Below are 25,119 nucleotides of genomic sequence, written 5' to 3' on the forward strand. Positions count from 1 at the left end.
GATTAGCCGATGGAGATCATTTCAAAGTCGCTCTTGCCCACGCCGCAGTCGGGGCACAACCAGTCTTCAGGCACGTCTTCCCAGCGGGTGCCGGGGGCGATGCCGTCGTCTGGCCAGCCTTCGGCTTCGTCGTAGATCAGGCCACAGACAATACATTGCCACTTTTTCATGGGGGTGGGTTTCCTCGGTTCAGGCTGGAGCTTTGTGTTGCTGCTGATGACCTCTTCGCGGGCATGCCCGCTCCCACAGGAGTTGTGCATAACCTGATAGGAGCGGGCGCGCCCGCGAAGAGGCCAGCGCGCAATTCGTGGGGCTTTGTAGCGGCCCTGCCAGCAGTATGCAAGCAGTCGGGGCAATCATGCTAAGCTCGCCGCCTCTCTGGTTGTAACAAGCAGACCGACGTGTCGTACGAATCCCCGCAAGCAGCCGCTGTCGCGTGGCTGCCGTATTCACAGCTGGCGACCGACATCGACCAGCCCACCCTTGACTGGCTGTTCGACGAGGGCTCGCTGACCCGCCGCCTGACCCGCCTGTCCAACGATCATTTCTCCGTCACCCCGCTGTTCGAGGGCTGGCAGCCGCTGCGCGATGACGAATGCCAAGCACTGGGCATCGCCGCTGGCGCCGAAGGCTGGGTGCGTGAGGTGTACCTGCGCGGCCATGGCCAACCCTGGGTGTTCGCCCGCAGCGTCGCCAGCCGCAGCGCCCTGGAGCGCGGCGGGCTGGACCTGGAAACCCTGGGCAGCCGTTCGCTGGGCGAGTTGCTGTTCTGTGACCAGGCGTTCATCCGCCACCCCATCGAGGTGTGCAGTTATCCACAGGCCTGGCTGCCGGGCGAAGCCGCCCACGCGGCGCTGTGGGGCCGCCGTTCGCGCTTCGAACGTGGCGGCCTGGACCTGCTGGTGGCAGAGGTGTTTCTGCCAGCATTGTGGCAAGCGGCCAAGGAGGAAAACCGCTGATGTACCTGCAACTGCTCAAGTCGCTCAACCGCCTGCACCCGCGGGCCTGGGACTTCGTCCAGCTCAGCCGCATGGACCGGCCGATTGGTATCTACCTGCTGCTGTGGCCGACCTTGTCGGCGGTGTGGATTGCCGGCAACGGTTCTCCTACCCTGGCCAACGTGTTGATCTTCGGCCTCGGTGTGGTGCTGATGCGCGCTGCAGGTTGCTGCATCAACGACTTTGCCGACCGCAAGGTGGACGGCCACGTCAAACGTACCGCCGACCGCCCCCTGGCCAGCGGCCGGGTCCGCCCGCGCGAAGCACTGGCGCTGTTCGCCATCCTGGTCGGAGTGAGCTTCCTGCTGGTGCTGTGTACCAACAGCCGCACGGTTTGGCTGTCGTTCGGTGCGGTGGCACTGGCGTTCTGCTACCCGTTCATGAAGCGCTACACCTATTACCCGCAGGTGGTGCTGGGGGCGGCGTATTCCTGGGGCATTCCCATGGCCTTCACCGCAGCGGGTGGCGAGTTGCCGGCCAGCGCCTGGCTGCTGTATATCGCCAACCTGCTGTGGACGGTGGGCTACGACACCTACTACGCCATGGTCGACCGTGATGACGACCTGAAGATAGGCGTGAAGTCGACCGCTATCCTGTTCGGCGACGCAGACCGCACCATCATCCTGACCTTGCAGCTGCTGTCGCTGGGCTGCCTGTTGCTGGCCGGCAGCCGCTTCGAGCTGGGTGGCTGGTTCCACCTGGGGCTGCTGGGCGCGGCGGCGTGCTTTGCCTGGGAGTACTGGTCGACGCGCAAGCTGGACCGGGAGTCGTGCTTCAAGGCGTTTCTGCACAATCACTGGGCGGGGATGCTGGTGTTTATCGGGGTAGTATTGGATTACGCACTGCGTTGAAGCTGAGGGCCCTATCGCCGGCAAGCCAGCTCCCACAGGTGCAGCGCTGCCTTTACAGCTTGCGCATAACCTGTGGGAGCTGGCTTGCCGGCGATGGGCCGCAAAGCGGCCCCGGCAATCTCAAGGCTTGGCAACGTGCCAGACGTCCTTCATGCCGTCACCGGTCATATCGCCGGCCTTCTTGTCCTTGACGAAGGTGTACAGCGGCTTGCCGTCATAGGCCCACTGCTTGCTGCCATCATCGCGCATCACCACTGTCCACTTGTCCTTGGCCGGTTCGTCATTGGCCTTGACCATCAGCGGCGGCCAGTTGGTGGCGCACTCGCCATTGCACATCGACTTGCCGCCCGCATCCTTGTCGAAGGTGTACAGGGTCATGCCGGCATGATCGACCAACATCCCGCCCTTCTCCATCGCATGGTCGGCCAAGGCCACCCCCGGGAGCGCCAGCGCAGTGAAAAGGGCCATCCAGCTCAGCGTTTGTCGTGTCATTGGATTCACCATTGTTTCGGGGGGATTGAGTTCTGGTTGCCACAACTACGGCCCTTTCAAGCCTAGTTCAGTCATGGAATGTCGCCAGAACGGCCAACACCCTGTCACACAGCTGCAATAATTCCGTTATCTAATGCGGGCCAAGACACCGTATCCAGGAGAGGTTTTGAGCATGGTTGGCAGGAACATTCTGATCGTCGACGACGAAGCACCAATTCGCGAGATGATCGCCGTTGCCCTGGAAATGGCCGGCTATGACTGCCTGGAAGCGGAAAACTCCCAACAGGCCCACGCGATCATCGTCGACCGCAAACCGGACCTGATCCTGCTCGACTGGATGCTGCCGGGCACCTCCGGCATCGAGCTGGCCCGCCGCCTCAAGCGCGACGAGCTGACCGGCGACATCCCGATCATCATGCTCACCGCCAAGGGTGAAGAGGACAACAAGATTCAGGGCCTGGAAGTGGGCGCCGACGACTACATCACCAAGCCGTTCTCGCCGCGTGAACTGGTCGCCCGCCTGAAAGCCGTGCTGCGCCGCACCGGCCCGAGCGACAGCGAGGCACCGATCGAAGTCGGCGGTCTGCTGCTCGACCCGATCAGCCACCGCGTGACCATCGACGGCAAGCCGGCCGAGATGGGCCCTACCGAATACCGCCTGCTGCAGTTCTTCATGACCCACCAGGAGCGCGCCTACACCCGTGGCCAGCTGCTGGACCAGGTGTGGGGCGGTAACGTCTATGTCGAAGAGCGCACCGTCGACGTACACATCCGCCGCCTGCGCAAGGCGCTGGGTGAAGCCTACGAAAATCTGGTACAAACCGTCCGGGGCACCGGCTACCGCTTCTCGACCAAGAGCTGATCGAGCTGAAAAGCGCCAAGCTGCACGTCGTTGTACAAGGACCGTCAATTGAACCAGAACTGGCACGCGACCCTGATTCGCCACCTGCTGCTGCTGATAACCGTCTGCCTGATCGGCGGGCTGGTCAGCGGCTACTATGGCTGGAGCCTGGCCATCGGCCTGGCGCTCTACCTGGGCTGGACCCTCAAGCAACTGCTGCGCCTGCATGACTGGCTGCGCAACCACCAACCCGACGAAGCACCGCCCGATGGCTACGGCCTGTGGGGCGAAGTGTTCGACAGCATCTATCACCTGCAACGCCGCGACCAGCGCGTGCGCGGCCGCCTGCAGGCGGTGATCGACCGGGTGCAGGAGTCTACCGCCGCGCTGCGTGACGCGGTAATCATGCTGGACAGTGACGGCAACCTGGAATGGTGGAACCGCGCCGCCGAGACCCTGCTGGGCTTCAAGACCCCACAGGACGGCGGCCAGCAGGTGACCAACCTGGTGCGCCACCCGCGCTTCAAGGAATACTTCGAGGCGGAGAACTACCTCGAGCCGCTGGAAATCCCCTCGCCGATCAACGACCGCATGCGCGTGCAGCTGCACATCACCCGCTACGGCAACAACGAGCACCTGATGCTGGTGCGCGATGTTACCCGCATCCACCAGCTGGAGCAGATGCGCAAGGACTTCGTCGCCAACGTGTCCCACGAGCTGCGCACGCCGCTGACGGTGATCACCGGCTACCTGGAAACCCTGCTGGACAACGTCGAAGACGTGAACCCGCGCTGGGGCCGAGCCCTGCAGCAGATGAGCCAGCAAGGCTCGCGCATGCAGACACTGCTCAACGACCTGCTGCTGCTGGCCAAGCTGGAGGCCACCGACTACCCATCGGACAACCAGCCAGTGGCGGTCGATGCCTTGCTCGCCGCGATCAAGAACGACGCCCAGGCCCTGTCCGGGCCCCGCAACCAGCGCATCACCCTGGAAGCCGCGCCCGGCGTGCAGCTGAAAGGCAGCGAGTCGGAGCTGCGCAGTGCCTTTTCCAACCTGGTGTTCAATGCGGTCAAGTACACCCAGGACGAAGGCAGCATCCGTATTCGCTGGTGGGCCGATGCCCAGGGCGCGCACCTGTCGGTGCAGGACTCGGGGGTGGGCATCGATGCCAAGCACCTGCCACGCCTGACCGAGCGCTTCTACCGGGTCGATTCCAGCCGTGCGTCGAATACCGGCGGCACCGGGCTGGGGCTGGCGATCGTCAAGCATGTGCTTATGCGCCACCGCGGCAAGCTGGAGATCAGCAGCGTGCCGGGGCATGGCAGTACCTTTACCTGTCACTTCGCGCCGGCACAATTGGCCAACGGCAAGGCTTGAGATCGGGGCTGCTGCGCAGCCCTTCGCGGGCACGCCCGCTCCCACAGGGACCGCAATAAGTCCGACACCCTTTGCTTTTACGGCCCCAGCCGCTACATTGGACCCCCTGTGCCAGCAAGAGCTGGCACTTTTTTTCTCTCTATCTCGAAGACGGACCCCGTAAAAACTCCATCATGGACCCTTCCCCTGGTATCAGCCTCACCTCGTTATTCGCCGACTTCGGCATGATCATCTTTGCCTTGCTCCTGGTGCTGCTCAACGGCTTCTTCGTTGCCGCCGAGTTCGCCATGGTCAAGCTGCGCGCCACCCGCGTCGAGTCCATCGCCGAGCTGCACGGCTGGCGTGGCAGCATCCTGCGCAAGGTACACAACCAGCTCGACGCCTACCTGTCGGCCTGCCAGCTGGGCATCACCCTCGCCTCGCTGGGACTGGGCTGGGTCGGTGAACCGGCATTCGCCCACCTGCTCGAGCCGCTGCTGGCCTACCTGGGCGTGGACACGCCCGAGCTGATCAAGGCCATCTCGTTCTTCGTCGCCTTCTTCGTCATCTCGTACCTGCACATCGTGGTCGGCGAGCTGGCGCCCAAGTCCTGGGCCATCCGCAAGCCCGAGCTGCTGTCGCTGTGGACCGCCGTGCCGCTGTACCTGTTCTACTGGGTGATGTACCCGGCCATCTACCTGCTCAATGCCAGCGCCAACACCATCCTGCGCATTGCCGGCCAGGGCGAGCCCGGCCCACACCACGAGCACCACTACAGCCGTGAAGAGCTCAAGCTGATCCTGCACTCCAGCCGTGGCCAGGACCCGAGCGACCAAGGCATGCGCGTGCTGGCCTCGGCTGTGGAAATGGGCGAGCTGGAGGTGGTCGACTGGGCCAACTCGCGCGAGGACATGGTCAGCATCGACGCCCATGCGCCGTTGAAGCAGATCCTGGCCCTGGTGCGCCGCCACAAGTTCAGCCGCTACCCGGTGTACGACGCCGAGCGTGAAGAATTCACCGGCCTGCTGCACATCAAGGACCTGCTGCTGGAGCTGGCCGAACTCGAGCACCTGCCCGAAACCATCGACCTCGACGACCTGGCACGGCCACTGGAGCGCGTGTCGCGGCACATGCCGCTGGCGCAGTTGCTGGAGCAGTTCCGCAAGGGCGGCGCGCACTTCGTGCTGGTGGAGGAAGCCGATGGCAAGGTGATTGGCTACCTGACCATGGAAGACGTGCTGGAAGTGCTGGTGGGCGACATCCAGGACGAGCACCGCAAGACCGAGCGCGGCATCCTCGCCTACCAGCCGGGCAAGCTGCTGGTGCGTGGCGACACGCCGCTGTTCAAGGTCGAGCGCCTGCTGGGCGTCGACCTTGACCATATCGAGGCGGAAACCCTCGCCGGGCTGGTCTACGAGACGCTCAAGCGCGTGCCTGAAGAAGAGGAAGTGCTGGAGGTCGAAGGGCTGCGCATCATCATCAAGAAGATGAAAGGGCCGAAGATCGTGCTGGCCAAGGTGCTCAAGCTGGATTGAGGGCCAGGGGGCTGCTTTGCAGCCCATCGCGACGCAAGGCCGCTCCTACAGGGGTTCGCGTATCCCTGTAGGAGCGGCCTTGTGTCGCGATAGGGCCGCAAAGCGGCCCCAAAAATCTCAAGGGTTACCCGCAGTGAAGTCAGGCAACCCTCCGATCGGCCTGTCGAACCGATAAGGTATCGACTCCAGCGCCAACCCCACATTGCGCTGCACCACGAAATGCAGGTGGGGCCCGGTGCTGTTGCCGGTATTGCCCGACTTGGCCAGCATCTGCCCCTGCCGCACCCGTTGCCCCTCTGCCACCACCACCGAACCGCGCATCAGGTGCAGGTACACGCCCATAGTGCCGTCCGGGTGCAGGATCCTGACGAAATTGCCCGACGGGTTGGGGCCGCGCCCGCTCTGGCTGTTCTCCGTCTTCACCACCACCCCTTCCCGCGCCGCGATGATGGTGGTGCCTTCGGGCATGGCGATATCCATGGCATAACGCCCCTTGGGCCCAAAATGACTGACCCGGCCATTGGGGCCCTGGGTCACGCGGAACGGCCCGCCAATCCAGGGGAATGCATAGCGGAAGCCCTGGGGCCGCTTGCCCGGGTCGCCCATGGCCTGCAGCAGGGTCGAGCGGTAGTTCAGCAACATCCCGGGCCGCCCCCTGAGCACGCTGAGCATTTGCGTGGTGCGCGGCGGCAGTACCCGGCGCACGGTACGCGGGGCATTGCCACCTTGTGCGTTCACCAGGTTGTCCAGGCGCAGCTCTACCTCCACCGGCACATGCAGCTGGTTGCGGGCCGAAAAGCTCACGCCGCCGTTGAAGGTTATCGCGTTCAGCAGCACCTGGCCTTCGGGCACTTCGACCATGGGTACGCGCCGCACAAAGGTTTTGGCACCGGGGCCGGGCCGATCGGAATAGGAGGTCACACGGCCATCATCGGTGATCTCGTAGATAGTCATGCCCAGGCTCGACGCCGAGGCCATGAGCAATGCACAGAACAGCAGCAGGCGGGCGGGCATGATAGTGGCTTTTTGACAGTTATGATTTGTCGAAGCCTAGCAGGGGGTTTTGCGGTGGGTATGACAGTTGGTCGGATGGCGTCAACAGGACTGGCCCCATCGCCGGCAAGCCAGTTCCCACAGGAAATGCACAGGGCCAGAGGTTGACGCTGTACCTGTGGGAGCTGGCTTGCCGGCGATGGGGCCAGTAGTCATTACTCAGGCGCCCGGGGTGAAATGCTTCTGCGCCGTCCCGCGGGCAATCAGCCGCGACAGGTAGTCGAGCTTCTGGGCATCCTGGTCGACGAACTTGAAGGTCAGTTGCAACCAGTCACTGTCAGGCTTGGGTTCCAGTGCCGCGACGGCATGCAGGTAGCCGTTAAGGCGCGCGACTTCGGCGTTCTCGCCCTGCTCCAGGTCCAGCACTGCGCCTTCCAGCACTTGAGGCAGCGCTTCACCACGGCGCACCACCAGCAGGGCCTCTTTCAGGCTCAGCGCCTTGATCACGCATGGCTGCATGCCGCCGGCCAGGCGCAACTGGCCCTGGCCACGGCCGGTCGGCGCAGGAGCGGCGGGCCGGGGGGCATTGGCCACTGGCCTGGCGAGTGCAGGTGCCGGCGCTGGCGCCGTGACCTTCACCGCTTCAGGCTTGCCGGCTGTCAGCGCATTCAGCGAGTCATTGGCGAACGCCGAGTTGACCCGTGCCGGGCCGCTGGCCATCAGGCTGTCGAGCTTGCCGATCTTGGTCAGGGCCTTTTTCACCTTGGTCAGCAATTGCTCGTTGGTGAACGGCTTGCCGACAAAATCGGAAACGCCCGCCTGAATCGCCTGGATGACGTTTTCCTTGTCGCCACGGCTGGTCACCATGATGAACTGCAGGTTCTTCAACTCAGGCTGCTGGCGGCACCAGGTGAGCAGTTCCAGACCGGACATTTCCGGCATCTCCCAGTCGCACAGAACCAGGTCGAACGCTTCCTTGCCCAGCATGGCCATGGCCTTGCGACCGTTGACGGCGTCGTCGATGGTCATGCCCGGGAAGGCATTGCGCAGGCATTTGCGGACCAGGTCACGGATAAACGGGGCGTCATCCACGACCAGCACATTCACTTTACTCATCGATACTCCTTCTGAATCCCGACTAGCCTACCGCCGAATAATGGCCACTTGCTACAACCTGGTCACGCCGGGACTTCTTCACATCGTTCGCGGGTGCCTGCCGGCTCCTCGACCGCAAACGAAAACGCCCGGCCAAGGCCGGGCGTCGATGCTCGGGAGCAACCTTACTTATCGTCAGGTTCGGCCGGAACATTAGCGTTTTCGCCGTCGGAAACAGCAGTGCCCTGCACTTCTGCCGTCATGCGCTTGAGGCCCATATGACGCACGTCGGTGCCGCGCACCAGGTAGATCACCAGCTCGGAGATGTTGCGCGCATGGTCGCCGATACGCTCCAGCGAACGCAGGACCCAGATCACGCTCAGTACCCGCGAGATCGAGCGCGGGTCTTCCATCATGTAGGTCACCAGCTCACGCAGGGCGGTCTTGTATTCACGGTCGATGGTCTTGTCGTACTGGGCCACCGACAGTGCCAGGTCGGCGTCGAAGCGGGCAAAGGCGTCCAGCGCGTCGCGGACCATGTTGCGCACCTGGTCACCGATGTGGCGCACTTCGACATAGCCGCGTGGCGACTCGCCTTCCTCGCACAGCTGGATAGCGCGACGGGCGATCTTGGTCGACTCGTCACCGATGCGCTCCAGGTCGATCACCGATTTGGAGATGCTGATGATCAGGCGCAGGTCGGAGGCCGCCGGCTGACGACGGGCGAGGATGCGCAGGCACTCCTCGTCGATGTTGCGCTCCATCTGGTTGATCTGCTCGTCGACTTCGCGCACTTGCTGGGCCAGGCCCGAGTCGGCTTCGATCAGCGCAGTGACTGCGTCGTTGACCTGCTTTTCGACCAGCCCGCCCATGGCCAGCAGGTGGCTACGCACCTCTTCGAGCTCGGCGTTGAACTGCTGGGAAATGTGATGCGTAAGGCTTTCTTTGTTGATCATCGTTCGCTCCGCGAAGAAGCTGCAAGCTTCAATTTGTTCGTCTCGTTCCCTGGTTTGTGGGAGCGGGTTTACCCGCGAACACCGGCGAAGCCGGTGCCAGACACCGCGGCGCCTGCTTCGCGGGTAAACCCGCTCCCACAGGGGCCAGGTACCTATCCGGAGCGGCGATCAGCCGTAGCGACCGGTGATGTAGTCTTCGGTCTGCTTCTTCGCCGGGTTGGTGAACAGGGTGTCGGTATCCCCGAATTCGACCAGTTTGCCCATGTACATGAACGCGGTGTAGTCCGAAACACGGGCCGCCTGCTGCATGTTGTGGGTCACGATGACGATGGTGTACTTGGATTTCAATTCGTAGATCAGTTCCTCGACTTTCAGCGTCGAGATCGGGTCCAGTGCCGAGCACGGTTCGTCGAGCAGCAGCACTTCCGGCTCCACGGCGATGGTTCGGGCGATGACCAGACGCTGCTGCTGGCCACCGGACAGGCCCAGTGCCGAGTCGTGCAGGCGGTCCTTGACCTCGTCCCACAGGGCCGCGCCCTTCAGCGCCCACTCGACCGCTTCGTCGAGCACGCGCTTCTTGTTGATGCCCTGGATGCGCAGGCCGTAGACCACGTTTTCGTAGATGGTCTTGGGGAACGGGTTGGGCTTCTGGAACACCATGCCCACACGGCGGCGCAGCTCGGCCACGTCTTCGCCCTTGCGGTAGATGTTGTTGCCGTACAGGTTGATGGCGCCTTCCACGCGGCAGCCGTCAACCAGGTCGTTCATGCGGTTGAAGGTGCGCAGCAGGGTCGACTTGCCGCAGCCGGACGGGCCGATGAAGGCGGTCACGCGCTGCTTGGGGATGTTCATCTGCACATCGAACAGCGCTTGTTTGTCGCCGTAGAACAGGCTCAAGCCCGGCACTTCGATGGCTACGGTCTCTTCGGCCAGGCGCAGGCTCTGCTTGTCGCGGCCCAGGGCAGACATGTCGATGCCGTGGGTATGGGATTCTTGCTGCATGGTCAACTCCATACGCTAACAATTCGTTTCAAAGGGCCGCCCGGCTCACGGGCGGCACGCTTGCAATCAGGATCAGCTGTCGAGGGCCTTGTACTTCTCGCGCAGGTGGTTACGGATCCACACGGCCGAGAGGTTGAGGGCCGCGATCACCAGCACCAGCAGCAACGCCGTGGCGTATACCAGCGGCCGCGCGGCCTCGACATTGGGGCTCTGGAAGCCGACGTCATAGATGTGGAAGCCCAGGTGCATGATCTTCTGGTCCAGGTGCAGGTACGGGTAGTTCCCGTCCACCGGCAGCGACGGGGCCAGCTTCACCACACCTACCAGCATCAGCGGTGCCACTTCACCGGCGGCGCGGGCCACGGCGAGGATCATGCCGGTCATCATCGCCGGGCTGGCCATCGGCAGGACGATCTTCCACAGGGTTTCGGCCTTGGTCGCGCCCAGCGCCAGCGAGCCCTCACGCACGGTACGCGGAATACGCGCCAGGCCTTCCTCGGTGGCCACGATCACCACCGGCACGGCCAGCAGCGCCAGGGTCAGCGATGCCCACAGCAGGCCCGGGGTACCCAGGGTTGGCGCCGGCAGTGCTTCGGGGAAGAACAGGCGGTCGATCGAGCCACCCAGCACATAGACGAAGAAGCCCAGGCCGAACACGCCGTAGACGATCGCCGGTACACCGGCCAGGTTGTTCACCGCGATGCGGATCAGGCGGGTCACCGGGCCCTGTCTGGCGTATTCGCGCAGGTACACGGCAGCCAGCACACCGAACGGGGTGACGATCACGGCCATGATCAGGGTCATCATCACGGTACCGAAGATGGCCGGGAAGATACCGCCCTCGGTGTTGGCTTCACGCGGGTCGTCACTGAGGAACTCCCAGACCTTGGTGAAGTAGGCACCCAGCTTGGTGAACCCCGACATGGCGTTCGGCTGGATGGCGTGCACCACCTTGCTGAGGTTGATTTCCACTTCACGGCCGTTGCCATCGCGGGCCACCAGGCTGTCGCGAGCGAAGGCCTGGTGCAGGCCGGTCAGGCGGTCTTCGATGGCCTTGTAGCGGCTGTTCAGCTCGGCGCGCTCGGCGTCCATGTCAGCCTGGGCGGCGGCGTCCAGCTTGCCGTCCAGCTCCAGCTTGCGCGCCTGCAGACGCAGGCGCTCGAGGCCATGGTTGATGGCGCCGATGTCTTTCTTCTCGAGGCTTTGCAGTTCGCTGTTGAGCTGGTTGGCGCGCTTGAGGCGGGCCTGCAGCTCGGCCCAGGCGGCAGCACCTTCGGCGACCACGCGGCCTTCTTCCTTGACGCTGACCAGGTAGCCGTAGAAGTTGCCCCACTCGCGACGCTCCAGGGCGATCAGGTCGGCCGGGTGCTTTTCGTCGACCAGCCAGTCGCCGACCACCCAGGTGAAGTCGCTGCCGTTGAGGTCGCGGTTGCCCACCTTGATCAGCTCACGGGTCATGAACTCCGGGCCTTGGTCAGGCACTGGCAGGCCGGCGCCCTTCAGGCGGGCACGGGGTACTTCTTCCTTTTGCACCACTTCGCCAATGACGACATGGTCGGCCTGGCCCGGCACCTTGTAGGTAGCCTGGACAAGATCGGCCGGCCAGAAGTGGCCCAGGCCGCGCACGGCAATCACCGCCAGCAGGCCAACGGTCATGATCACTGCCATGGCCACCGCGCCGCCGCTCATCCAGACGCCTGGGGCGCCGCTCTTGAACCAGCCTTTGAGGGAATCCTTTTTCACGGATCGCTACCTTTCTATCAAAGCGACGAGTATTTCTTGCGCAGACGCTGGCGAATCAGCTCGGCCAAGGTGTTCATGATGAAGGTGAACATCAGCAGCACCAGCGCGGCCAGGAACAGCACGCGATAGTGGCTGCCGCCGACTTCCGACTCCGGCATTTCCACGGCCACGTTGGCGGCCAGGGTGCGCATGCCCTCGAACAGGTTCAGCTCCATCACCGGGGTGTTGCCGGTGGCCATCAGCACGATCATGGTCTCGCCCACCGCACGGCCCATGCCGATCATCAGCGCCGAGAATATACCCGGGCTGGCGGTGAGGATGACCACGCGAGTCAGGGTCTGCCATGGCGTCGCTCCCAGGGCCAGGGAGCCCAGGGTCAGGCTGCGCGGCACGCTGAACACGGCGTCTTCGGCGATGGAGTAGATGTTCGGGATGACCGCGAAGCCCATGGCGATACCCACGACCAGGGCGTTGCGCTGGTCGTAGGTTATCCCCAGGTCGTTGGTGATCCACAGGCGCATGTCACCGCCAAAGAACCAGTTCTCGAGGTGCGGGCTCATGGTCAGGGCGAACCAGCCGGTGAACAGGATGACCGGGATCAGGATCGCCGCTTCCCAGCCATCCGGGATACGCAGGCGGATCGACTCGGGCAGGCGGGTCCAGGCGAAGCCGGCCAGCAGGATACCGAGCGGCATCAGCAGGAACAGGCTGAACACGCCCGGCAGGTGGCCTTCCAGGTACGGGGCGAGGAACAGGCCGGCGAAGAAGCCGAGGATCACCGTCGGCATCGCTTCCATCAGTTCGATCACCGGCTTGACCTTGCGGCGCATGCCAGGGGCCATGAAGTAGGCGGTGTAGATGGCCGCGGCAATCGCCAGCGGGGCCGCCAGGATCATGGCGTAGAACGCGGCCTTCAGGGTACCGAAGGTCAGCGGCGACAGGCTCAGCTTGGGCTCGAAGTCGGTGTTCGATGCGGTCGATTGCCAGACGTATTTCGGCTCGTCGTAGTTCTCGTACCACACCTTGCCCCACAGCGCGCTGAAGGAAATTTCCGGGTGCGGGTTGCGCAGGCTCAGTGGCAGCAGCTTGCCGCCTTCTTCGATGATGATGCGGTTGGCACGTGGCGAAAGGGCCAGGATGCCAGGGCCTTCGGCGGCCGGCTCGACCAGCAGGGTACGGTGCGCGGTGCTGTGGAACACGCCCAGCTCGCCTGCGGCGTCGAGGGCGACGAAGCCCTTGCGGCGCTCTTCGGCGTCGATCTGCACGACCGCGGCCTTGCCCATCTGGAAGGTGCGGATCAGCTTGAAGCGGGATTCGCCATCCGGGTCACGGGCCATGAACCACTGGGCCAGGCCGCCCTTGGAGTCGCCGATGATCAGCGAGATGCCGCCGACCAGCTGGGCGGTGGCGGTAATTTCGGTGTCGGCGCTTTCAGACAGCTTGTAGCGGCCGTTGAGGCTCTTGTCGCGCAGGTTGAACACGTCTGCGGTGGCGCGGCCGTTGATCACGTACAGCCACTGCTGACGCGGGTCGATGAAGATGTTCTTCACCGTTTCGGTCATCTGCGGCAGTTCGATGCGGTTCTGCTCGGTGGTGACCTCTTCGGTCATCATGTTTTCGGTGCGGGTCAGCTCGACCACCTGCAGGTGCGCGCCGGTGGAACCGGCCATCAGCAGGGTGTCGCCATTGACGTTGACGCTGACATGCTCCAGCGCACGGCCCTGCTCGTCGAGCACGAACGGCTGCTCGCCGTACGGGTAGTCGATGCCGGGGGCGATGGTTTTCTTGTTGTCCGGGTAGGTGATCTTGTAGGTGTGGTGGAACACCAGCGCCTGGCCATTGGACAAGCCCAGCACCACCAGCGGGCTGCCCGGCTGGTCGGCACTGATCGAAGTGACCTGGGTGCCTGCCGGCACCGGCAGGTCGACACGCTTGAGCTCGTTACCGGTCTTGGTATCGAAGAACAGTGCCTGGCCCTTGTCCGAAACGCGCATGCCCACCAGGTTCTGCTCTTCAAGCGCGATCATCAGCGGCTTGCCGGCATCCTGTTGCAGCCAGGTCGGCTCCAGGGCTTTCTTGCTGGTCAGCTCGGCGCCCTGGAACAGCGGCAGCACCACATAGGCCAGATAGAAGAAGATCAGGGTGATCGCCGCCAATACGGCAAGCCCGCCCACCAGTACATACCAGCGGGTCAGGCGGTCCTTGAGCGCGCGCATGCGGCGCTTGCGTTGCAACTCCGGCGTATTGAAATCAATCCGCACGGGCTGGGAGTTTTGGGTCATGTTGGAGTTGGCCAGATCATTCATGCGCACACCCTAGCGGTCCCGTGTGACAAAAACATTACAAAGTGGTGACGCACGAAAGCCCGCCGCACAGGAAACCTGGCTTCGGACTGGAACTTCGTGGAAGAGGCCGGGCATCAGCGCCGGCCTCCCCTTCAGTTACTTACTTTTTTGCGACGTTACCTGCGTGGGACAGGCCCAGGTCAGCCAAGGTCTTGTCGACGACTTTGGCGGGCAGCGGGATGTAGCCATCCTTCACCACGACCTGCTGGCCAGCTTGCGACAGCACCAGCTTGACGAACTCGGCTTCCAGCGGGGCCAGAGGCTTGTTCGGGGCCTTGTTGACGTAGACGTACAGGAAGCGCGACAGCGGGTAGGTGCCGTTCAGGGCGTTGGTTTCGTTGTCTTCAACGAACTCGCCGCCTTCCTTCTTGGCCAGGGCCACAGTCTTGACGCTGGCGGTCTTGTAGCCGATGCCCGAGTAGCCGATGCCGTTCAGCGAGGAGCTGATCGACTGCACGACCGAAGCCGAGCCAGGCTGTTCGTTGACGTTAGGCTTGAAGTCGCCTTTGCACAGGGCTTCTTCCTTGAAGTAGCCGTAGGTGCCCGATACCGAGTTACGGCCGAACAGCTGTACTGGCTTGTTGGCCAGGTCGCCGGTCACGCCCAGGTCACCCCAGGTCTTGACGTCGGCTTTGCCACCGCACAGGCGGGTGGAAGAGAAGATGGCGTCGACCTGGGCCATGGTCAGGCCTTTGATCGGGTTGTCCTTGTGCACGAACACAGCCAGGGCGTCTACGGCGACCGGGATGGCGGTCGGTTTGTAGCCGTACTTCTGCTCGAAGGCCTGCAGCTCGACGTCCTTCATCTTGCGGCTCATCGGGCCGAGGTTGGCGGTGCCTTCGGTCAGCGCGGGTGGCGCGGTGGAGGAGCCGGCAGCCTGGATCTGGATGTTTACGTTCGGATATTCCTTCTTGTAGGCCTCGGCCCACAGAGTCATCAGGTTGGCGAGGGTGTCCGAACCGACGCTGGAGAGGTTGCCCGAAACACCGGTGGTCTTGGTGTAGGTCGGGATCGCAGGATCGACAGCGGCTACCGCGTTGGCGGTTGCAACGCCAGCGGCGGCAAAGGTGAGGGCCGCCATCAAACGCTTCAGTTTCATGCCTTGCTCCTAGCAGGAATATTGGGGTGTTGGATGGAACGGGCCCAAGTATCTGCAGGCCGCATGAATACGATATGACTTGAATATGACAATTGGATGAAAGGCCATCATCAAAAGCAGGTCTGGCCTCTTCGCGGGCACGCCCGCTCCCACAGGGACTGTGTGACCCTTGTGGGAGCGGGCGTGCCCGCGAAGAGGCCAGAAGCCCTGGCGTAGATCAGCGCTTGTTGGCGAGCAGGTACAGGCCCACAACCAGACCAACGGCACACAGCCCCGCCACATAGTAGGCCGGCGCCATCGGGCTCACTTTCAGCAGCGCAGTCACCACCATCGGCGTCAGTCCGCCAAAGATCGCGTAGGCCACGTTGTACGAGAACGACAGCCCGCTGAAGCGCACCACTGCCGGGAATGCCTTGACCATCACATAAGGCACCGCACCGATCACACCCACGCACAGGCCGGTCACTGCATACAGCGGGAACAGCAGCTCGGGGCGCGTAGGCAGGCTGTGGTAGAAGGTCCAGGAGGTCGCCAGCAGCAACAGGCTGCCGATCACGAACACCCGGCCCGCGCCAAAGCGATCGGCCAGGCTGCCAGCACCGATGCAGCCGAAGCTGAGCAGCACGATGGCCAGGCTATTGGCCTTGAGCGAGTCGGTGGGGCTGATGTGGTAGATGCTCTGCAGCAGCGCCGGAGTCATCAGGATGAGCACCACGATGGCGGCTGACAGCATCCAGGTCAGCAGCATCGACAAAATGATCGCACCACGATGGTCACGCAGCACCGCGCGCAACGGCAGCTCCTCGGCCAGCGCCTTGCGCTGCTGCATCTCGGCGAACACCGGGGTTTCGTGCAACCAACGGCGCAGGTACACCGAGAACAGGCCGAATACACCGCCGAGCAGGAACGGGATACGCCAGGCGTAATCGGCCACTTCCTGTGCGCTGTACACAGTGTTGATCAGGGTCGCCACCAGCGAACCAAGCAGGATTCCCGCGGTCAGGCCTGCGGTGAGGGTGCCGCAGGCGTAGCCGGTGTTGCGCTCTGGCACGTGCTCGGACACGAATACCCAGGCGCCGGGTACCTCGCCGCCGATGGCCGCGCCCTGGATCACGCGCATCAGCAGCAACAGGATCGGCGCCCACATGCCGATCTGTGCATAGGTGGGCAGCAGGCCCATGATCAGCGTTGGCAGGGCCATCATGAAGATGCTCAGGGTGAACATCTTCTTGCGCCCGAGCAGGTCACCGAAGTGGGCCATGATGATGCCGCCCAGCGGCCGCGCCAGGTAGCCGGCGGCAAAAATGCCGAAGGTTTGCATCAGGCGCAGCCATTCGGGCATGTCGGCGGGGAAGAACAGCTTGCCGACCACCGTGGCGAAGAACACGAAGATGATGAAGTCGTAGAACTCCAGCGCGCCGCCCAGGGCGGACAGTGAGAGAGTCTTGTAGTCACTGCGGGTCAGCGGCCGCGAGGGCTGCTCGATACTGCTCGGCACGGAAGTCATCGCTGATTGTTCTCTTTGTAGGCATGCAGGCCGCTTGGCACGCGGCTTCTGGAGTGGGAGACAGGCGAAGATAGCAAATTGCTGAGCTGCGCCGGAAGCGATACAAAATCCCTACACATATTCATGAATGCACGGTCGTCGCTGGCCGTTATGCTCTATATACTGGCAGTTCGTAGGAAAAGGTTGCTGCTAGCGTGGGATGTTGTGCGAAAACGCCGGTCTTTATGTCAGGCGGTTTCGCAGAGTTTCCCTACGGCCGCTCAGTGAAACGAAATCGGCGTAGTATGTTTCAAGCTGAATCGTTTACCCGGCCTTTGCGCCACACCAACGAAAAGCGTCACGGGTCAGAGGCCCCATCGCATGATTGAGCTCGAACAAGAAGATCCAATCCCGCAAGGCGACCTGGCCTTGCAGATCACCGCACTGCCGCGCGAAACCAACGGGTTTGGCGACATCTTCGGCGGCTGGCTGGTCGCCCAGATGGACCTGGCCGGTACCGCCATGGCCAGCCGTGTCGCCGGCGGCCGCGTGGCCACCGTGGCCATCGACCGCATGGCCTTTCTGGTCCCGGTCGCCGTCGGCGCGCAGTTGTCGTTCTATACCCAGACCCTGGAAATCGGCCGCAGCTCGATCCAGATGATGGTCGAAGTATGGAGCGACGACCCGCTGTCCAGCGAATGGCGCAAGGTCACCGAAGCAGTCTTCGTCTTCGTCGCCATCGACGGCAGTGGCCGCACCCGCTCCGTACCTCGTCGCTGAGCCACGCCGGCGGTAAACTCATTGCATGTGCCCGGGTCCAAGGCCCACTGGCAATCAATGAGATGAATGCAATGGCTACCTTCCAGGTCGTAACCGAGCAACATGGCGAACTCAACTGCTGGCGTATCAGCAGCGACCACGCCGAACTACTGATCGCCCAGCAGGGCGCGCAGATCCTCAGCTACCAGCGCGTTGGCCAGCCACCGCTGCTGTGGCTGAGCGACCAGGCCATCTTCCGTCAGGGCAAGTCGGTACGCGCCGGTGTGCCGGTGTGCTGGCCGTGGTTCGGCAACCTGCAGCGCAACCCCCAGGCCGTGCAGGCCATGTACCACGGCAAACAGGCACCCGCCCACGGCCTGGCGCGCGCGCGCGACTGGCAATTGCTGGGTATCGAGGAAGCGGGCAAAGGCCTGCGCATCGAATTCGAACTGCCGGAAGCGCAGGGTGACCTGCCTGGCTGGCCTCATGACGTCGAGCTGAAGCTGGTAGTGGAGCTGGGCGAGGACCTGCAGCTGAACCTGACCAGCCGCAACATGGGCAATACCCCCGTCACCATCAGCCAGGCCCTGCACAGCTACTTCGCGGTCAGTGATGTGCGCCAGGCGCGGGTCGAAGGGGTGGAGGGGCTGAGCTATATCGAGACCCTGGCTGACTGGGAGCAGCGCCAGCAGAAGGGGCCGCTGGGGTTTGCCGGGGAGACTGACCGGATCTACCTGGTGACCCCGCAAACCCTGAGCATCGTCGACCCGCACTGGGAGCGGCGCATTACCTTGACCAGCAGCGGGTCGCGCTCGGCGGTGATCTGGAACCCTTGGACTGAACGGGCCAGGGAACTGCCGGACATGGCCGATGACGGGTGGCAGCGGATGCTGTGCATCGAGACGGCGAATGTGTGGGATGACTTGGTGGAATTGAAGCCTGGGGGCAGCAGCTCGCTGGGGGTCAGGATTGGCTGTGAAATGATCTGAGTTTTGCAGTGCCTGTTCGGGCCCCTTCGCGGGTTTACCCGCGAAAGGGCCAGTGCAGGCAATCAGAGGTCTGCATCCTCCACCACCCTCACCTTCCCCGCATCCAGCGCATAGGCCGCATCGGCCAGGTCATTGCTGACCTTCTCGACCTTCAACTTGCCGCTGACCCACAGCGGTGTGTAGATATCATCGATCTTCAGGCCTTTCGGATAGCGCACCAGTACCAGCTGGTTCGGTGGCGGTGGCGGCACATGGATGCACGCGCCCGGGTACGGCACCAGGAAGAACAACGTGCTGTTGCCCTTGGCATCGCTCTCCAGCGGCACCGGGTAGCCGCCCAGGCGAATTTCCTTGCCGTTCATGGCCGCCACGGTCTTGGTCGAGTACATCACCGCCGGCAGGCCCTTGCTCTGCTTCAGGCCGCCCTTGTCGGTAAAGGTGCCCATGGCTTCCGGCGAGTTGTGGTCGATATCGGGCATTTGCTCGAGCGCCTGCTGGTCCGACTTGGGCATCAGCTCCAGCCAGTCGGTTTCAGGCAGTTCGGCATGGGCCAGGGCGCTGGCCAACAGCAGTGGGGCGAGAAAAAAGGCACGCATGAAAATGCTCGGCAACTCGAATGAATTGCCGGGCATTCTAACCAGTATTCAGCGTTTCTTGATGAATCCGTAGATCACCAGAAGGATCACCGCACCGATCAGCGCGCCAAGGAAACCGGCAGCCTGCCCGGCCTGGTAGATACCCAGCGCCTGGCCGCCGTAGGTGGCCAGCAGCGAGCCGGCAATCCCCAGCAGAATAGTCATGATCCAGCCCATGCTGTCGTCGCCCGGCTTGATGAAGCGGGCCAGCAGGCCGACGATAAGGCCGATGAAGATGGTTCCAATGATACCCATGGCAATCCCTCTGCAGTGAAGATGGAACAAGCCAAAGCCTAGACAGCGCTTTGGCTTGTTGCCATTTCAGAGGGCAAGCCGCTGGTAGAAGTTCGATCAGTTGCCGATCAGGGCTTCTACTTCGGCAATCTTGCGCTCGAGGGTGGCCATGTCGTGGCAGCGCAGGGTGGCGTGGCCAACCTTGCGACCAACCTTGAAGGCCTTGCCGTAGTGGTGCAGGTGGCAGTCACCGATGGCAACCACCTTGTCCACCGCCGGCACTTCACCGATGAAGTTGAGCATCGCGCTCTCGCCGACCTTGGCAGTCGAGCCCAGCGGCAAGCCGGCGACGGCGCGCAGGTGGTTCTCGAACTGGCTGCACTCGGCGCCTTCGATGGTCCAGTGCCCGGAGTTGTGCACGCGCGGGGCGATTTCGTTGGCCTTCAGGCCGCCGTCGACTTCGAAGAACTCGAAGGCCATCACGCCCACATAGTCCAGTTGCTTGAGCACGCGGCCCACGTAGTCTTCGGCCAGGGCCTGCAGCGGGTGCGCCTGGCTGGCGACCGACAGGCGCAGGATGCCGCTTTCGTGGGTGTTGTGCACCAGCGGGTAGAAGCGGGTTTCGCCATCACGGGCGCGCACGGCCACCAGCGACACCTCGCCGGTGAACGGCACGAAGCCTTCCAGCAGGCAAGGTACGCTGCCCAGCTCGGCAAAGGTACCGACCACGTCCTCAGGCGTGCGCAGCACCTTCTGGCCCTTGCCGTCGTAACCCAGGGTGCGGGTTTTCAGCACGGCCGGCAGGCCGATGCTGGCCACCGCTGCGTCCAGGTCGGCCTGCGAGAGGATGTCGGCGAAGGCCGGGGTAGGGATACCCAGGTCGCGGAACATGCTCTTCTCGAACAGGCGGTCACGGGCGATGCGCAGCGCTTCGGCGCTGGGGTACACCGGCACGAACTGCGAGAGGAAGGCCACGGTCTCGGCCGGGACGCTTTCGAACTCGAAGGTGACCAGGTCGACTTCGTCGGCCAGCTGGCGAAGGTGGTCCTGGTCGCCGTAGTCGGCACGCAGGTGCTCGCCCAGCGGCGCAGCGCAGGCGTCCGGCGCCGGGTCGAGGAAGGCGAAGTTCATGCCCAGCGGGGTACCCGCCAGGGCCAGCATGCGGCCCAGCTGGCCGCCACCGATTACACCGATCTTCATGGGTTGAGCCTCAAGCCTGGCGCGGGTCTGGGTTGTCCAGCACGGTGTCGGTCTGTTCCGTGCGGAACTGCTTGAGCGCCGCGTGGTACTGCGGGTACTTGGCGCCGAGGATGCTGGCCGACAGCAGCGCGGCGTTGACCGCACCGGCACGACCGATGGCCAGGGTGGCAACCGGCACGCCGGCAGGCATCTGCACGATCGACAGCAGCGAATCGACACCCGACAGCATCGACGATTGCACGGGCACGCCCAGCACCGGCAGGTGGGTCTTGGCGGCACACATGCCTGGCAGGTGGGCTGCGCCACCGGCACCGGCGATGATCACCTCGATGCCACGCCCCTCAGCCTCCTCGGCATACTGGAACAGCAGATCCGGGGTACGGTGGGCGGAAACCACCTTCACCTCGTAGGGAATGCCGAGTTTTTCCAGCATATCGGCGGTGTGGCTAAGGGTGGACCAATCGGACTTGGAGCCCATGATCACGCCAACCAGTGCACTCATCGTCGAGCCTCTTCGCTTGTGCGCCCTTGGGCGCGTCAAAAAACAACAAGCCACGCGGGACGACCGGCGTGGCTTGTTTGCTGATCAGGACCGGACGCATCCGGTCGAAAGGCCGCGCAGTATACCGTAAGGTGGTGCGTTTAAGGCACCCCGGCGACCAACTGTCGCCCCTTATTTTTCGGGGCTTTGACTGACTTTTGGGTCAACCATCGCCGCCCCCTCGAGCTTGCGCCACAACAGCCTCACATTGGCCTTGCGCACCAGGGCGCAGCGGTACAGGCGGATTTCCAGCGGCACGTGCCACTGGCTGCCGCCGCAGATCGCCAGTTCGCCCCGTTCCAGTTCGCCACGCATCGACAGGCGCGGCACCCAGGCGATGCCCATGCCTTCCAGCGCCATGCTCTTCAGACTGTCGGCCATGGCGGTTTCATAGACGGTGGTATAGCGCAGGTTGCGCTGACGCAGCAGCAAATTGACCGAGCGACCGAGGAAGGCGCCGGCGGTATAGGCCAGCAGCGGCACGCTGCCCTCGCCTTCCAGGTCGAACAACGGCTTGCCGTCGGCATCCACGGCGCATACCGGCAACATTTCAGTGGTGCCCATGTGCAGCGACGGGAATATCTCGGCATCCATCTGCAGGGCGGCATCCGGGTCATAGAAGGCCAGCATCAGGTCGCAGCCACCTTCGCGTAATGCATGCACGGCATCTCCGACGTTGGTCGCAACCAGGCGGGTGGCGATGTTCAACCCGTCATTGCGCAACTGGGCCACCCAACGCGGGAAAAAGCCCGATGCCAGCGAGTGTGCCGCGGCCACTTGCACCACTTCACCCTGCCCGCCTTCCAGATGATGCAAGTGGCGGAGAATTTCGCTCAACTGGTCGACAACAGTACGCGCCGTGACGAGAAACAGCTGGCCGGCCTCTGTCAGCTCGATCGGCGTGCGGGAACGATTCACCAATTGCAGGCCCAAGGCTGCTTCCAGGCTGCGAATGCGCCGGCTGAAGGCAGGTTGGGTAACGAAACGCCGCTCTGCCGCCTGGGAAAAACTGCGGGTGGCGGCCAGTGCGCTGAAGTCTTCCAGCCATTTGCTTTCAAGGTTCACGAAGCACATCTCCTGGCGTGCACCAAAATGGAACACGCTCGAATGTCAATTGGCGTCACATGAAACACTATGCCGTTTGTGCATAGGTTAGCGTGCAACAGCATTGGCCGCAAAATCACCTTCAGGCCTAGGATTGGCGCCATTCCGGCATGTGCCGGGTCAAAATCGAGATGATATACATCATGTCCTCCGCTGCATCGTTCCGCGTCGAAAAAGATTTGTTGGGTACCCTTGAAGTTCCTGCAGATGCCTACTACGGCATCCAGACCCTGCGCGCTGCCAACAACTTCCACCTCTCCGGTGTTCCGCTGTCGCACTACCCGAAGCTGGTCGTGGCCCTGGCCATGGTCAAGCAGGCTGCTGCCGACGCCAACCGTGAGCTGGGTCACCTGAGCGATGCCAAGCACGCTGCCATCACCGCAGCCTGCGCCCGCCTGATCAAAGGCGATTACCACGACCAGTTCGTGGTGGACATGATCCAGGGCGGTGCTGGTACTTCTACCAACATGAACGCCAACGAAGTCATCGCCAACGTCGCGCTGGAGGCCATGGGCCACCAGAAGGGTGAGTACCAGTACCTGCACCCGAACAACGACGTGAACATGGCGCAGTCGACCAACGACGCCTACCCGACCGCCATCCGTCTGGGCCTGCTGCTGGGCCACGACGCCCTGCTGGCCAGCCTCGACAGCCTGATCCAGGCCTTCGCTGCCAAAGGTAAGGAATTCGACCACGTACTGAAGATGGGCCGTACCCAGCTGCAGGACGCCGTACCGATGACCCTGGGCCAGGAATTCCGCGCCTTCGCCACCACCATGACCGAAGACCTGCAGCGCCTGCGCTCGCTGGCCCCGGAACTGCTGACCGAAATCAACCTGGGCGGTACCGCCATCGGCACCGGCATCAACGCCGACCCTGGCTACCAGGCCCTGGCCGTACAGCGCCTGGCTGCCATCAGCGGCCAGCCACTGGTACCGGCTGCCGACCTGATCGAAGCCACCTCGGACATGGGCGCCTTCGTGCTGTTCTCCGGCATGCTCAAGCGTACCGCCGTCAAGCTGTCGAAGATCTGCAACGACCTGCGCCTGCTGTCCAGCGGCCCGCGCACCGGCATCAACGAGATCAACCTGCCAGCGCGTCAGCCAGGCAGTTCGATCATGCCAGGCAAGGTCAACCCGGTTATCCCGGAAGCCGTCAACCAGGTGGCCTTCGCCATCATGGGCAACGACCTGGCCCTGACCGTCGCCGCCGAAGGTGGCCAGCTGCAGCTGAACGTTATGGAGCCGCTGATCGCCTACAAGATCTTCGACTCGATCCGCCTGCTGCAACGCGCCATGGACATGCTGCGCGAGCACTGCATCGTCGGCATCACCGCCAACGAACAGCGCTGCCGTGAACTGGTCGAGCACTCGATCGGCCTGGTCACCGCCCTGAACCCGTACATCGGCTACGAAAACGCCACCCGTATCGCCCGCGTTGCCCTGGAAACCGGCCGCGGCGTACTGGAACTGGTGCGCGAAGAGAAGCTGCTGGACGACGCGATGCTCGACGACATCCTGCGTCCGGAAAACATGATCGCTCCCCGTCTGGTTCCGCTGAAGGCGTAACCAGGCCGCTGTAAACAGTCTCACCAGGTCGAGGGACTAGACACCTCTCAACCTTTCCAAGGCCCGAGCCTATGCTTCGGGCCTTTTTTTTGCCTGAAGGATCTGTGGGGTTGCTTTGCAGCCCATCGCGACGCAAGGCCGCTCCTATAATAGCCCTGCGTACACCGGCCAATGTGGGAGCGGCCCCCGAACATCGGCACACAACTTGCTCCATAATGCGTCCCAGCCCAACGGGATTACCCAGCATGCTGCACAGCCACCTGACCACCCTCAACGCGGTTTCGCTGATCCTCAACGTCTTCCAGGCAGACGGTTGCGAGGCGTCGGCGCTGCTGGCCGGCAGCGGCATCGGCCCGGCAGACCTGGGCCATGCCGATGCGCGCATCACCACCCAGCAGGAACTGCAGGTGTGCGCCAACGCCGTTGCCCGACGCGAGGATATCGGCCTGGAACTGGGCCGGCGCATGCATGTGTCGTGCTACGGCATGCTCGGTTACGCCCTGCTCTCCAGTGCCACTTTGGGTGACGCCTTGCGCCTGGCGCTGCAGTATCCGGCACTGCTGGGAACAGTCTTCAAGCTGCGTTTGCTCGACGACGGTCAGCGCGTCTGGTTCAGCGCCAGCGACTACCACGACAGCCCGACGCTGACCGCCTTCAACGCCGAGTTCTGCCTGGTGTCGCTCAAGGTCATCTGCGACGACCTGCTCGGCCGCCCCCTGCCCCTGCTGGCAGCCCGTTTCGAACACCCACGGCCCGGTTACCACGCACTCTATGCCGGGGCATTCCAGTGCCCGGTCGGTTTCGAGGCCGAGGACAATGCCTTTGCCTTCGAACGGCGCTGGCTGGACACACCACTGCCGCTGGCCGACCCGATTACCCACAAGGCAATGAGCGAACGCTGCCGGCGCCTGAACCTGGAATTCACCGGCCGCCAGGCCTGGCTGGGGCGGATTCGCCAACTGCTGGCGCAGCAACTGGATGCAGCGCCCGGGCTGGAAGGGCTGGCGCGGCAGATGAACTGCTCATCGCGCACCCTGCGCCGGCATTTGCAGGCGTTGGGTAGCAGTTATCAACAGCTGCTGGATGAACTGAGGTTCGAGCGGGCCAAGCAGATGCTGGCTGATGAGCAGATGCCGATCTATCGGATTGCCGAGTGCCTGGGGTTCAGCGAGACCGCCAGTTTTCGGCATGCCTTCCAGCGTTGGAGTGGCGTCGCGCCCAGCCATTTTCGCGGTTGACCTGTACCGGCCTCTTCGCGGGCTTGCCCGCTCCCACAGGTTCTGCACAACTCCCCAGT

Annotated in this window: 24 protein-coding genes; 9 read left to right on the plus strand and 15 right to left on the minus strand. The window is 63.4% G+C overall.

The genetic code is table 11. From position 1 onward, the window contains the following. Window positions 1-2: 2 nt before the first annotated feature. A complete protein-coding gene (locus CAG44_RS02250; protein ID WP_003253349.1) occupies window positions 3-170 on the minus strand; it encodes a rubredoxin in 168 nt (55 codons plus the stop codon). Between the two features lie 231 nt (window positions 171-401). Between CAG44_RS02250 and CAG44_RS02255 the strand changes: the two genes are divergently transcribed. Further along, the gene (locus tag CAG44_RS02255; protein WP_085691514.1) at window positions 402-959 is read left to right on the plus strand and encodes a chorismate lyase; all 558 of its coding nucleotides are present in this window, start codon (window positions 402-404) and stop codon (window positions 957-959) included. Continuing rightward, the gene (gene ubiA / locus CAG44_RS02260) at window positions 959-1,849 is read left to right on the plus strand and encodes a 4-hydroxybenzoate octaprenyltransferase (protein WP_015272345.1); all 891 of its coding nucleotides are present in this window, start codon (window positions 959-961) and stop codon (window positions 1,847-1,849) included. Before CAG44_RS02255 ends, ubiA begins: the two co-directional genes overlap by 1 nt. Before the next feature lie 120 nt (window positions 1,850-1,969). Here the strand turns inward: ubiA and CAG44_RS02265 are convergent, their stop codons facing one another. After that, window positions 1,970-2,341, minus strand: coding sequence for a hypothetical protein (locus tag CAG44_RS02265; RefSeq protein WP_075046770.1), 372 nt, complete (start codon window positions 2,339-2,341; stop codon window positions 1,970-1,972). Between the two features lie 172 nt (window positions 2,342-2,513). Between CAG44_RS02265 and phoB the strand changes: the two genes are divergently transcribed. The 3 genes from phoB to CAG44_RS02280 all read left to right on the plus strand — a co-directional run bounded on the left by phoB (window position 2,514) and on the right by CAG44_RS02280 (window position 6,073). Then, window positions 2,514-3,203 carry a phosphate regulon transcriptional regulator PhoB gene (gene phoB, locus CAG44_RS02270; RefSeq protein WP_003253341.1) on the plus strand — a complete coding sequence of 230 codons (690 nt, stop codon included), beginning with the start codon at window positions 2,514-2,516 and terminating at the stop codon, window positions 3,201-3,203. Between the two features lie 48 nt (window positions 3,204-3,251). Continuing rightward, a complete protein-coding gene (phoR, locus tag CAG44_RS02275; RefSeq protein WP_025341127.1) occupies window positions 3,252-4,559 on the plus strand; it encodes a phosphate regulon sensor histidine kinase PhoR in 1,308 nt (435 codons plus the stop codon). Between the two features lie 173 nt (window positions 4,560-4,732). Next, complete coding sequence (locus CAG44_RS02280; RefSeq protein WP_013974815.1) at window positions 4,733-6,073, plus strand: hemolysin family protein; 1,341 nt, start codon at window positions 4,733-4,735, stop codon at window positions 6,071-6,073. Between the two features lie 117 nt (window positions 6,074-6,190). Here the strand turns inward: CAG44_RS02280 and CAG44_RS02285 are convergent, their stop codons facing one another. The 8 genes from CAG44_RS02285 to CAG44_RS02325 form a co-directional block, all read right to left on the minus strand. Beyond that, a complete protein-coding gene (locus CAG44_RS02285; RefSeq protein WP_013974816.1) occupies window positions 6,191-7,087 on the minus strand; it encodes a M23 family metallopeptidase in 897 nt (298 codons plus the stop codon). Window positions 7,088-7,285: 198 nt separating this feature from the next. After that, window positions 7,286-8,182: a response regulator gene (locus CAG44_RS02290; protein WP_025341128.1), complete on the minus strand. Its 897-nt coding sequence runs from the start codon at window positions 8,180-8,182 to the stop codon at window positions 7,286-7,288. Between the two features lie 164 nt (window positions 8,183-8,346). Further along, window positions 8,347-9,117 (minus strand): phosphate signaling complex protein PhoU, encoded by a 771-nt coding sequence (phoU, locus tag CAG44_RS02295; protein WP_013974818.1) that lies wholly within the window; start codon window positions 9,115-9,117, stop codon window positions 8,347-8,349. 168 nt (window positions 9,118-9,285) lie between these two features. After that, a complete protein-coding gene (pstB, locus tag CAG44_RS02305; protein ID WP_003258171.1) occupies window positions 9,286-10,119 on the minus strand; it encodes a phosphate ABC transporter ATP-binding protein PstB in 834 nt (277 codons plus the stop codon). A 72-nt stretch (window positions 10,120-10,191) separates the two neighbouring features. Next, window positions 10,192-11,808, minus strand: a complete 1,617-nt coding sequence (pstA, locus tag CAG44_RS02310) for a phosphate ABC transporter permease PstA (RefSeq protein WP_176240879.1) — start codon at window positions 11,806-11,808, stop codon at window positions 10,192-10,194. Window positions 11,809-11,879: 71 nt separating this feature from the next. Continuing rightward, window positions 11,880-14,168, minus strand: a complete 2,289-nt coding sequence (locus CAG44_RS02315) for an ABC transporter permease subunit (RefSeq protein WP_085691515.1) — start codon at window positions 14,166-14,168, stop codon at window positions 11,880-11,882. A 139-nt stretch (window positions 14,169-14,307) separates the two neighbouring features. Beyond that, entirely contained in the window at window positions 14,308-15,306 is a 999-nt protein-coding gene (locus CAG44_RS02320) for a phosphate ABC transporter substrate-binding protein PstS (RefSeq protein WP_056793940.1), read from the minus strand. Window positions 15,307-15,523: 217 nt separating this feature from the next. Then, window positions 15,524-16,813, minus strand: a complete 1,290-nt coding sequence (locus CAG44_RS02325; protein WP_015272351.1) for an MFS transporter — start codon at window positions 16,811-16,813, stop codon at window positions 15,524-15,526. 360 nt (window positions 16,814-17,173) lie between these two features. Between CAG44_RS02325 and CAG44_RS02330 the strand changes: the two genes are divergently transcribed. Together CAG44_RS02330 and CAG44_RS02335 are read left to right on the plus strand one after the other, a co-directional pair. Further along, window positions 17,174-17,572: an acyl-CoA thioesterase gene (locus CAG44_RS02330; protein ID WP_003253317.1), complete on the plus strand. Its 399-nt coding sequence runs from the start codon at window positions 17,174-17,176 to the stop codon at window positions 17,570-17,572. A gap of 71 nt (window positions 17,573-17,643) precedes the next feature. Further along, window positions 17,644-18,540, plus strand: coding sequence for a D-hexose-6-phosphate mutarotase (locus tag CAG44_RS02335; RefSeq protein ID WP_085691516.1), 897 nt, complete (start codon window positions 17,644-17,646; stop codon window positions 18,538-18,540). Between the two features lie 62 nt (window positions 18,541-18,602). On the opposite strand, the gene CAG44_RS02340 is transcribed toward CAG44_RS02335, so the two are convergent. From CAG44_RS02340 to CAG44_RS02360, 5 genes are all read right to left on the minus strand, one after another. Beyond that, window positions 18,603-19,136 (minus strand): DUF3299 domain-containing protein, encoded by a 534-nt coding sequence (locus CAG44_RS02340; protein WP_178076905.1) that lies wholly within the window; start codon window positions 19,134-19,136, stop codon window positions 18,603-18,605. 48 nt (window positions 19,137-19,184) lie between these two features. After that, window positions 19,185-19,430: a GlsB/YeaQ/YmgE family stress response membrane protein gene (locus tag CAG44_RS02345; protein WP_012274863.1), complete on the minus strand. Its 246-nt coding sequence runs from the start codon at window positions 19,428-19,430 to the stop codon at window positions 19,185-19,187. 96 nt (window positions 19,431-19,526) lie between these two features. Beyond that, on the minus strand, window positions 19,527-20,609 hold the full coding sequence (locus CAG44_RS02350) for a 5-(carboxyamino)imidazole ribonucleotide synthase (RefSeq protein WP_025341133.1): 1,083 nt from the start codon (window positions 20,607-20,609) through the stop codon (window positions 19,527-19,529). A 10-nt stretch (window positions 20,610-20,619) separates the two neighbouring features. Further along, the gene (gene purE / locus CAG44_RS02355) at window positions 20,620-21,111 is read right to left on the minus strand and encodes a 5-(carboxyamino)imidazole ribonucleotide mutase (RefSeq protein WP_003253304.1); all 492 of its coding nucleotides are present in this window, start codon (window positions 21,109-21,111) and stop codon (window positions 20,620-20,622) included. Between the two features lie 171 nt (window positions 21,112-21,282). Further along, window positions 21,283-22,215: a LysR substrate-binding domain-containing protein gene (locus CAG44_RS02360; protein ID WP_161797629.1), complete on the minus strand. Its 933-nt coding sequence runs from the start codon at window positions 22,213-22,215 to the stop codon at window positions 21,283-21,285. A 182-nt stretch (window positions 22,216-22,397) separates the two neighbouring features. Between CAG44_RS02360 and aspA the strand changes: the two genes are divergently transcribed. Then, window positions 22,398-23,822 (plus strand): aspartate ammonia-lyase, encoded by a 1,425-nt coding sequence (gene aspA / locus CAG44_RS02365; protein WP_003260072.1) that lies wholly within the window; start codon window positions 22,398-22,400, stop codon window positions 23,820-23,822. A gap of 245 nt (window positions 23,823-24,067) precedes the next feature. Further along, window positions 24,068-25,060 (plus strand): AraC family transcriptional regulator, encoded by a 993-nt coding sequence (locus CAG44_RS02370; protein WP_085691518.1) that lies wholly within the window; start codon window positions 24,068-24,070, stop codon window positions 25,058-25,060. Window positions 25,061-25,119 lie beyond the last annotated feature (59 nt).

Source organism: Pseudomonas sp. B13(2017) (genome assembly GCF_002113245.1).
Classification (GTDB): domain Bacteria; phylum Pseudomonadota; class Gammaproteobacteria; order Pseudomonadales; family Pseudomonadaceae; genus Aquipseudomonas; species Aquipseudomonas putida_Z.

What these genes read in the sequence shown, in the direction of transcription:
- CAG44_RS02250 (WP_003253349.1), bottom strand. Translation starts at nt 170, where the DNA reads ATGAAAAAGTGGCAATGTATTGTCTGTGGCCTGATCTACGACGAAGCC.
- ubiA (WP_015272345.1), top strand. Translation starts at nt 959, where the DNA reads ATGTACCTGCAACTGCTCAAGTCGCTCAACCGCCTGCACCCGCGGGCC.
- CAG44_RS02265 (WP_075046770.1), bottom strand. Translation starts at nt 2,341, where the DNA reads ATGACACGACAAACGCTGAGCTGGATGGCCCTTTTCACTGCGCTGGCG.
- phoB (WP_003253341.1), top strand. Translation starts at nt 2,514, where the DNA reads ATGGTTGGCAGGAACATTCTGATCGTCGACGACGAAGCACCAATTCGC.
- CAG44_RS02280 (WP_013974815.1), top strand. Translation starts at nt 4,733, where the DNA reads ATGGACCCTTCCCCTGGTATCAGCCTCACCTCGTTATTCGCCGACTTC.
- CAG44_RS02285 (WP_013974816.1), bottom strand. Translation starts at nt 7,087, where the DNA reads ATGCCCGCCCGCCTGCTGCTGTTCTGTGCATTGCTCATGGCCTCGGCG.
- CAG44_RS02290 (WP_025341128.1), bottom strand. Translation starts at nt 8,182, where the DNA reads ATGAGTAAAGTGAATGTGCTGGTCGTGGATGACGCCCCGTTTATCCGT.
- phoU (WP_013974818.1), bottom strand. Translation starts at nt 9,117, where the DNA reads ATGATCAACAAAGAAAGCCTTACGCATCACATTTCCCAGCAGTTCAAC.
- pstB (WP_003258171.1), bottom strand. Translation starts at nt 10,119, where the DNA reads ATGCAGCAAGAATCCCATACCCACGGCATCGACATGTCTGCCCTGGGC.
- pstA (WP_176240879.1), bottom strand. Translation starts at nt 11,808, where the DNA reads ATGAGCGGCGGCGCGGTGGCCATGGCAGTGATCATGACCGTTGGCCTG.
- CAG44_RS02315 (WP_085691515.1), bottom strand. Translation starts at nt 14,168, where the DNA reads ATGAATGATCTGGCCAACTCCAACATGACCCAAAACTCCCAGCCCGTG.
- CAG44_RS02320 (WP_056793940.1), bottom strand. Translation starts at nt 15,306, where the DNA reads ATGAAACTGAAGCGTTTGATGGCGGCCCTCACCTTTGCCGCCGCTGGC.
- CAG44_RS02325 (WP_015272351.1), bottom strand. Translation starts at nt 16,813, where the DNA reads ATGACTTCCGTGCCGAGCAGTATCGAGCAGCCCTCGCGGCCGCTGACC.
- CAG44_RS02330 (WP_003253317.1), top strand. Translation starts at nt 17,174, where the DNA reads ATGATTGAGCTCGAACAAGAAGATCCAATCCCGCAAGGCGACCTGGCC.
- CAG44_RS02335 (WP_085691516.1), top strand. Translation starts at nt 17,644, where the DNA reads ATGGCTACCTTCCAGGTCGTAACCGAGCAACATGGCGAACTCAACTGC.
- CAG44_RS02340 (WP_178076905.1), bottom strand. Translation starts at nt 19,136, where the DNA reads ATGCGTGCCTTTTTTCTCGCCCCACTGCTGTTGGCCAGCGCCCTGGCC.
- CAG44_RS02345 (WP_012274863.1), bottom strand. Translation starts at nt 19,430, where the DNA reads ATGGGTATCATTGGAACCATCTTCATCGGCCTTATCGTCGGCCTGCTG.
- CAG44_RS02350 (WP_025341133.1), bottom strand. Translation starts at nt 20,609, where the DNA reads ATGAAGATCGGTGTAATCGGTGGCGGCCAGCTGGGCCGCATGCTGGCC.
- purE (WP_003253304.1), bottom strand. Translation starts at nt 21,111, where the DNA reads ATGAGTGCACTGGTTGGCGTGATCATGGGCTCCAAGTCCGATTGGTCC.
- aspA (WP_003260072.1), top strand. Translation starts at nt 22,398, where the DNA reads ATGTCCTCCGCTGCATCGTTCCGCGTCGAAAAAGATTTGTTGGGTACC.
- CAG44_RS02370 (WP_085691518.1), top strand. Translation starts at nt 24,068, where the DNA reads ATGCTGCACAGCCACCTGACCACCCTCAACGCGGTTTCGCTGATCCTC.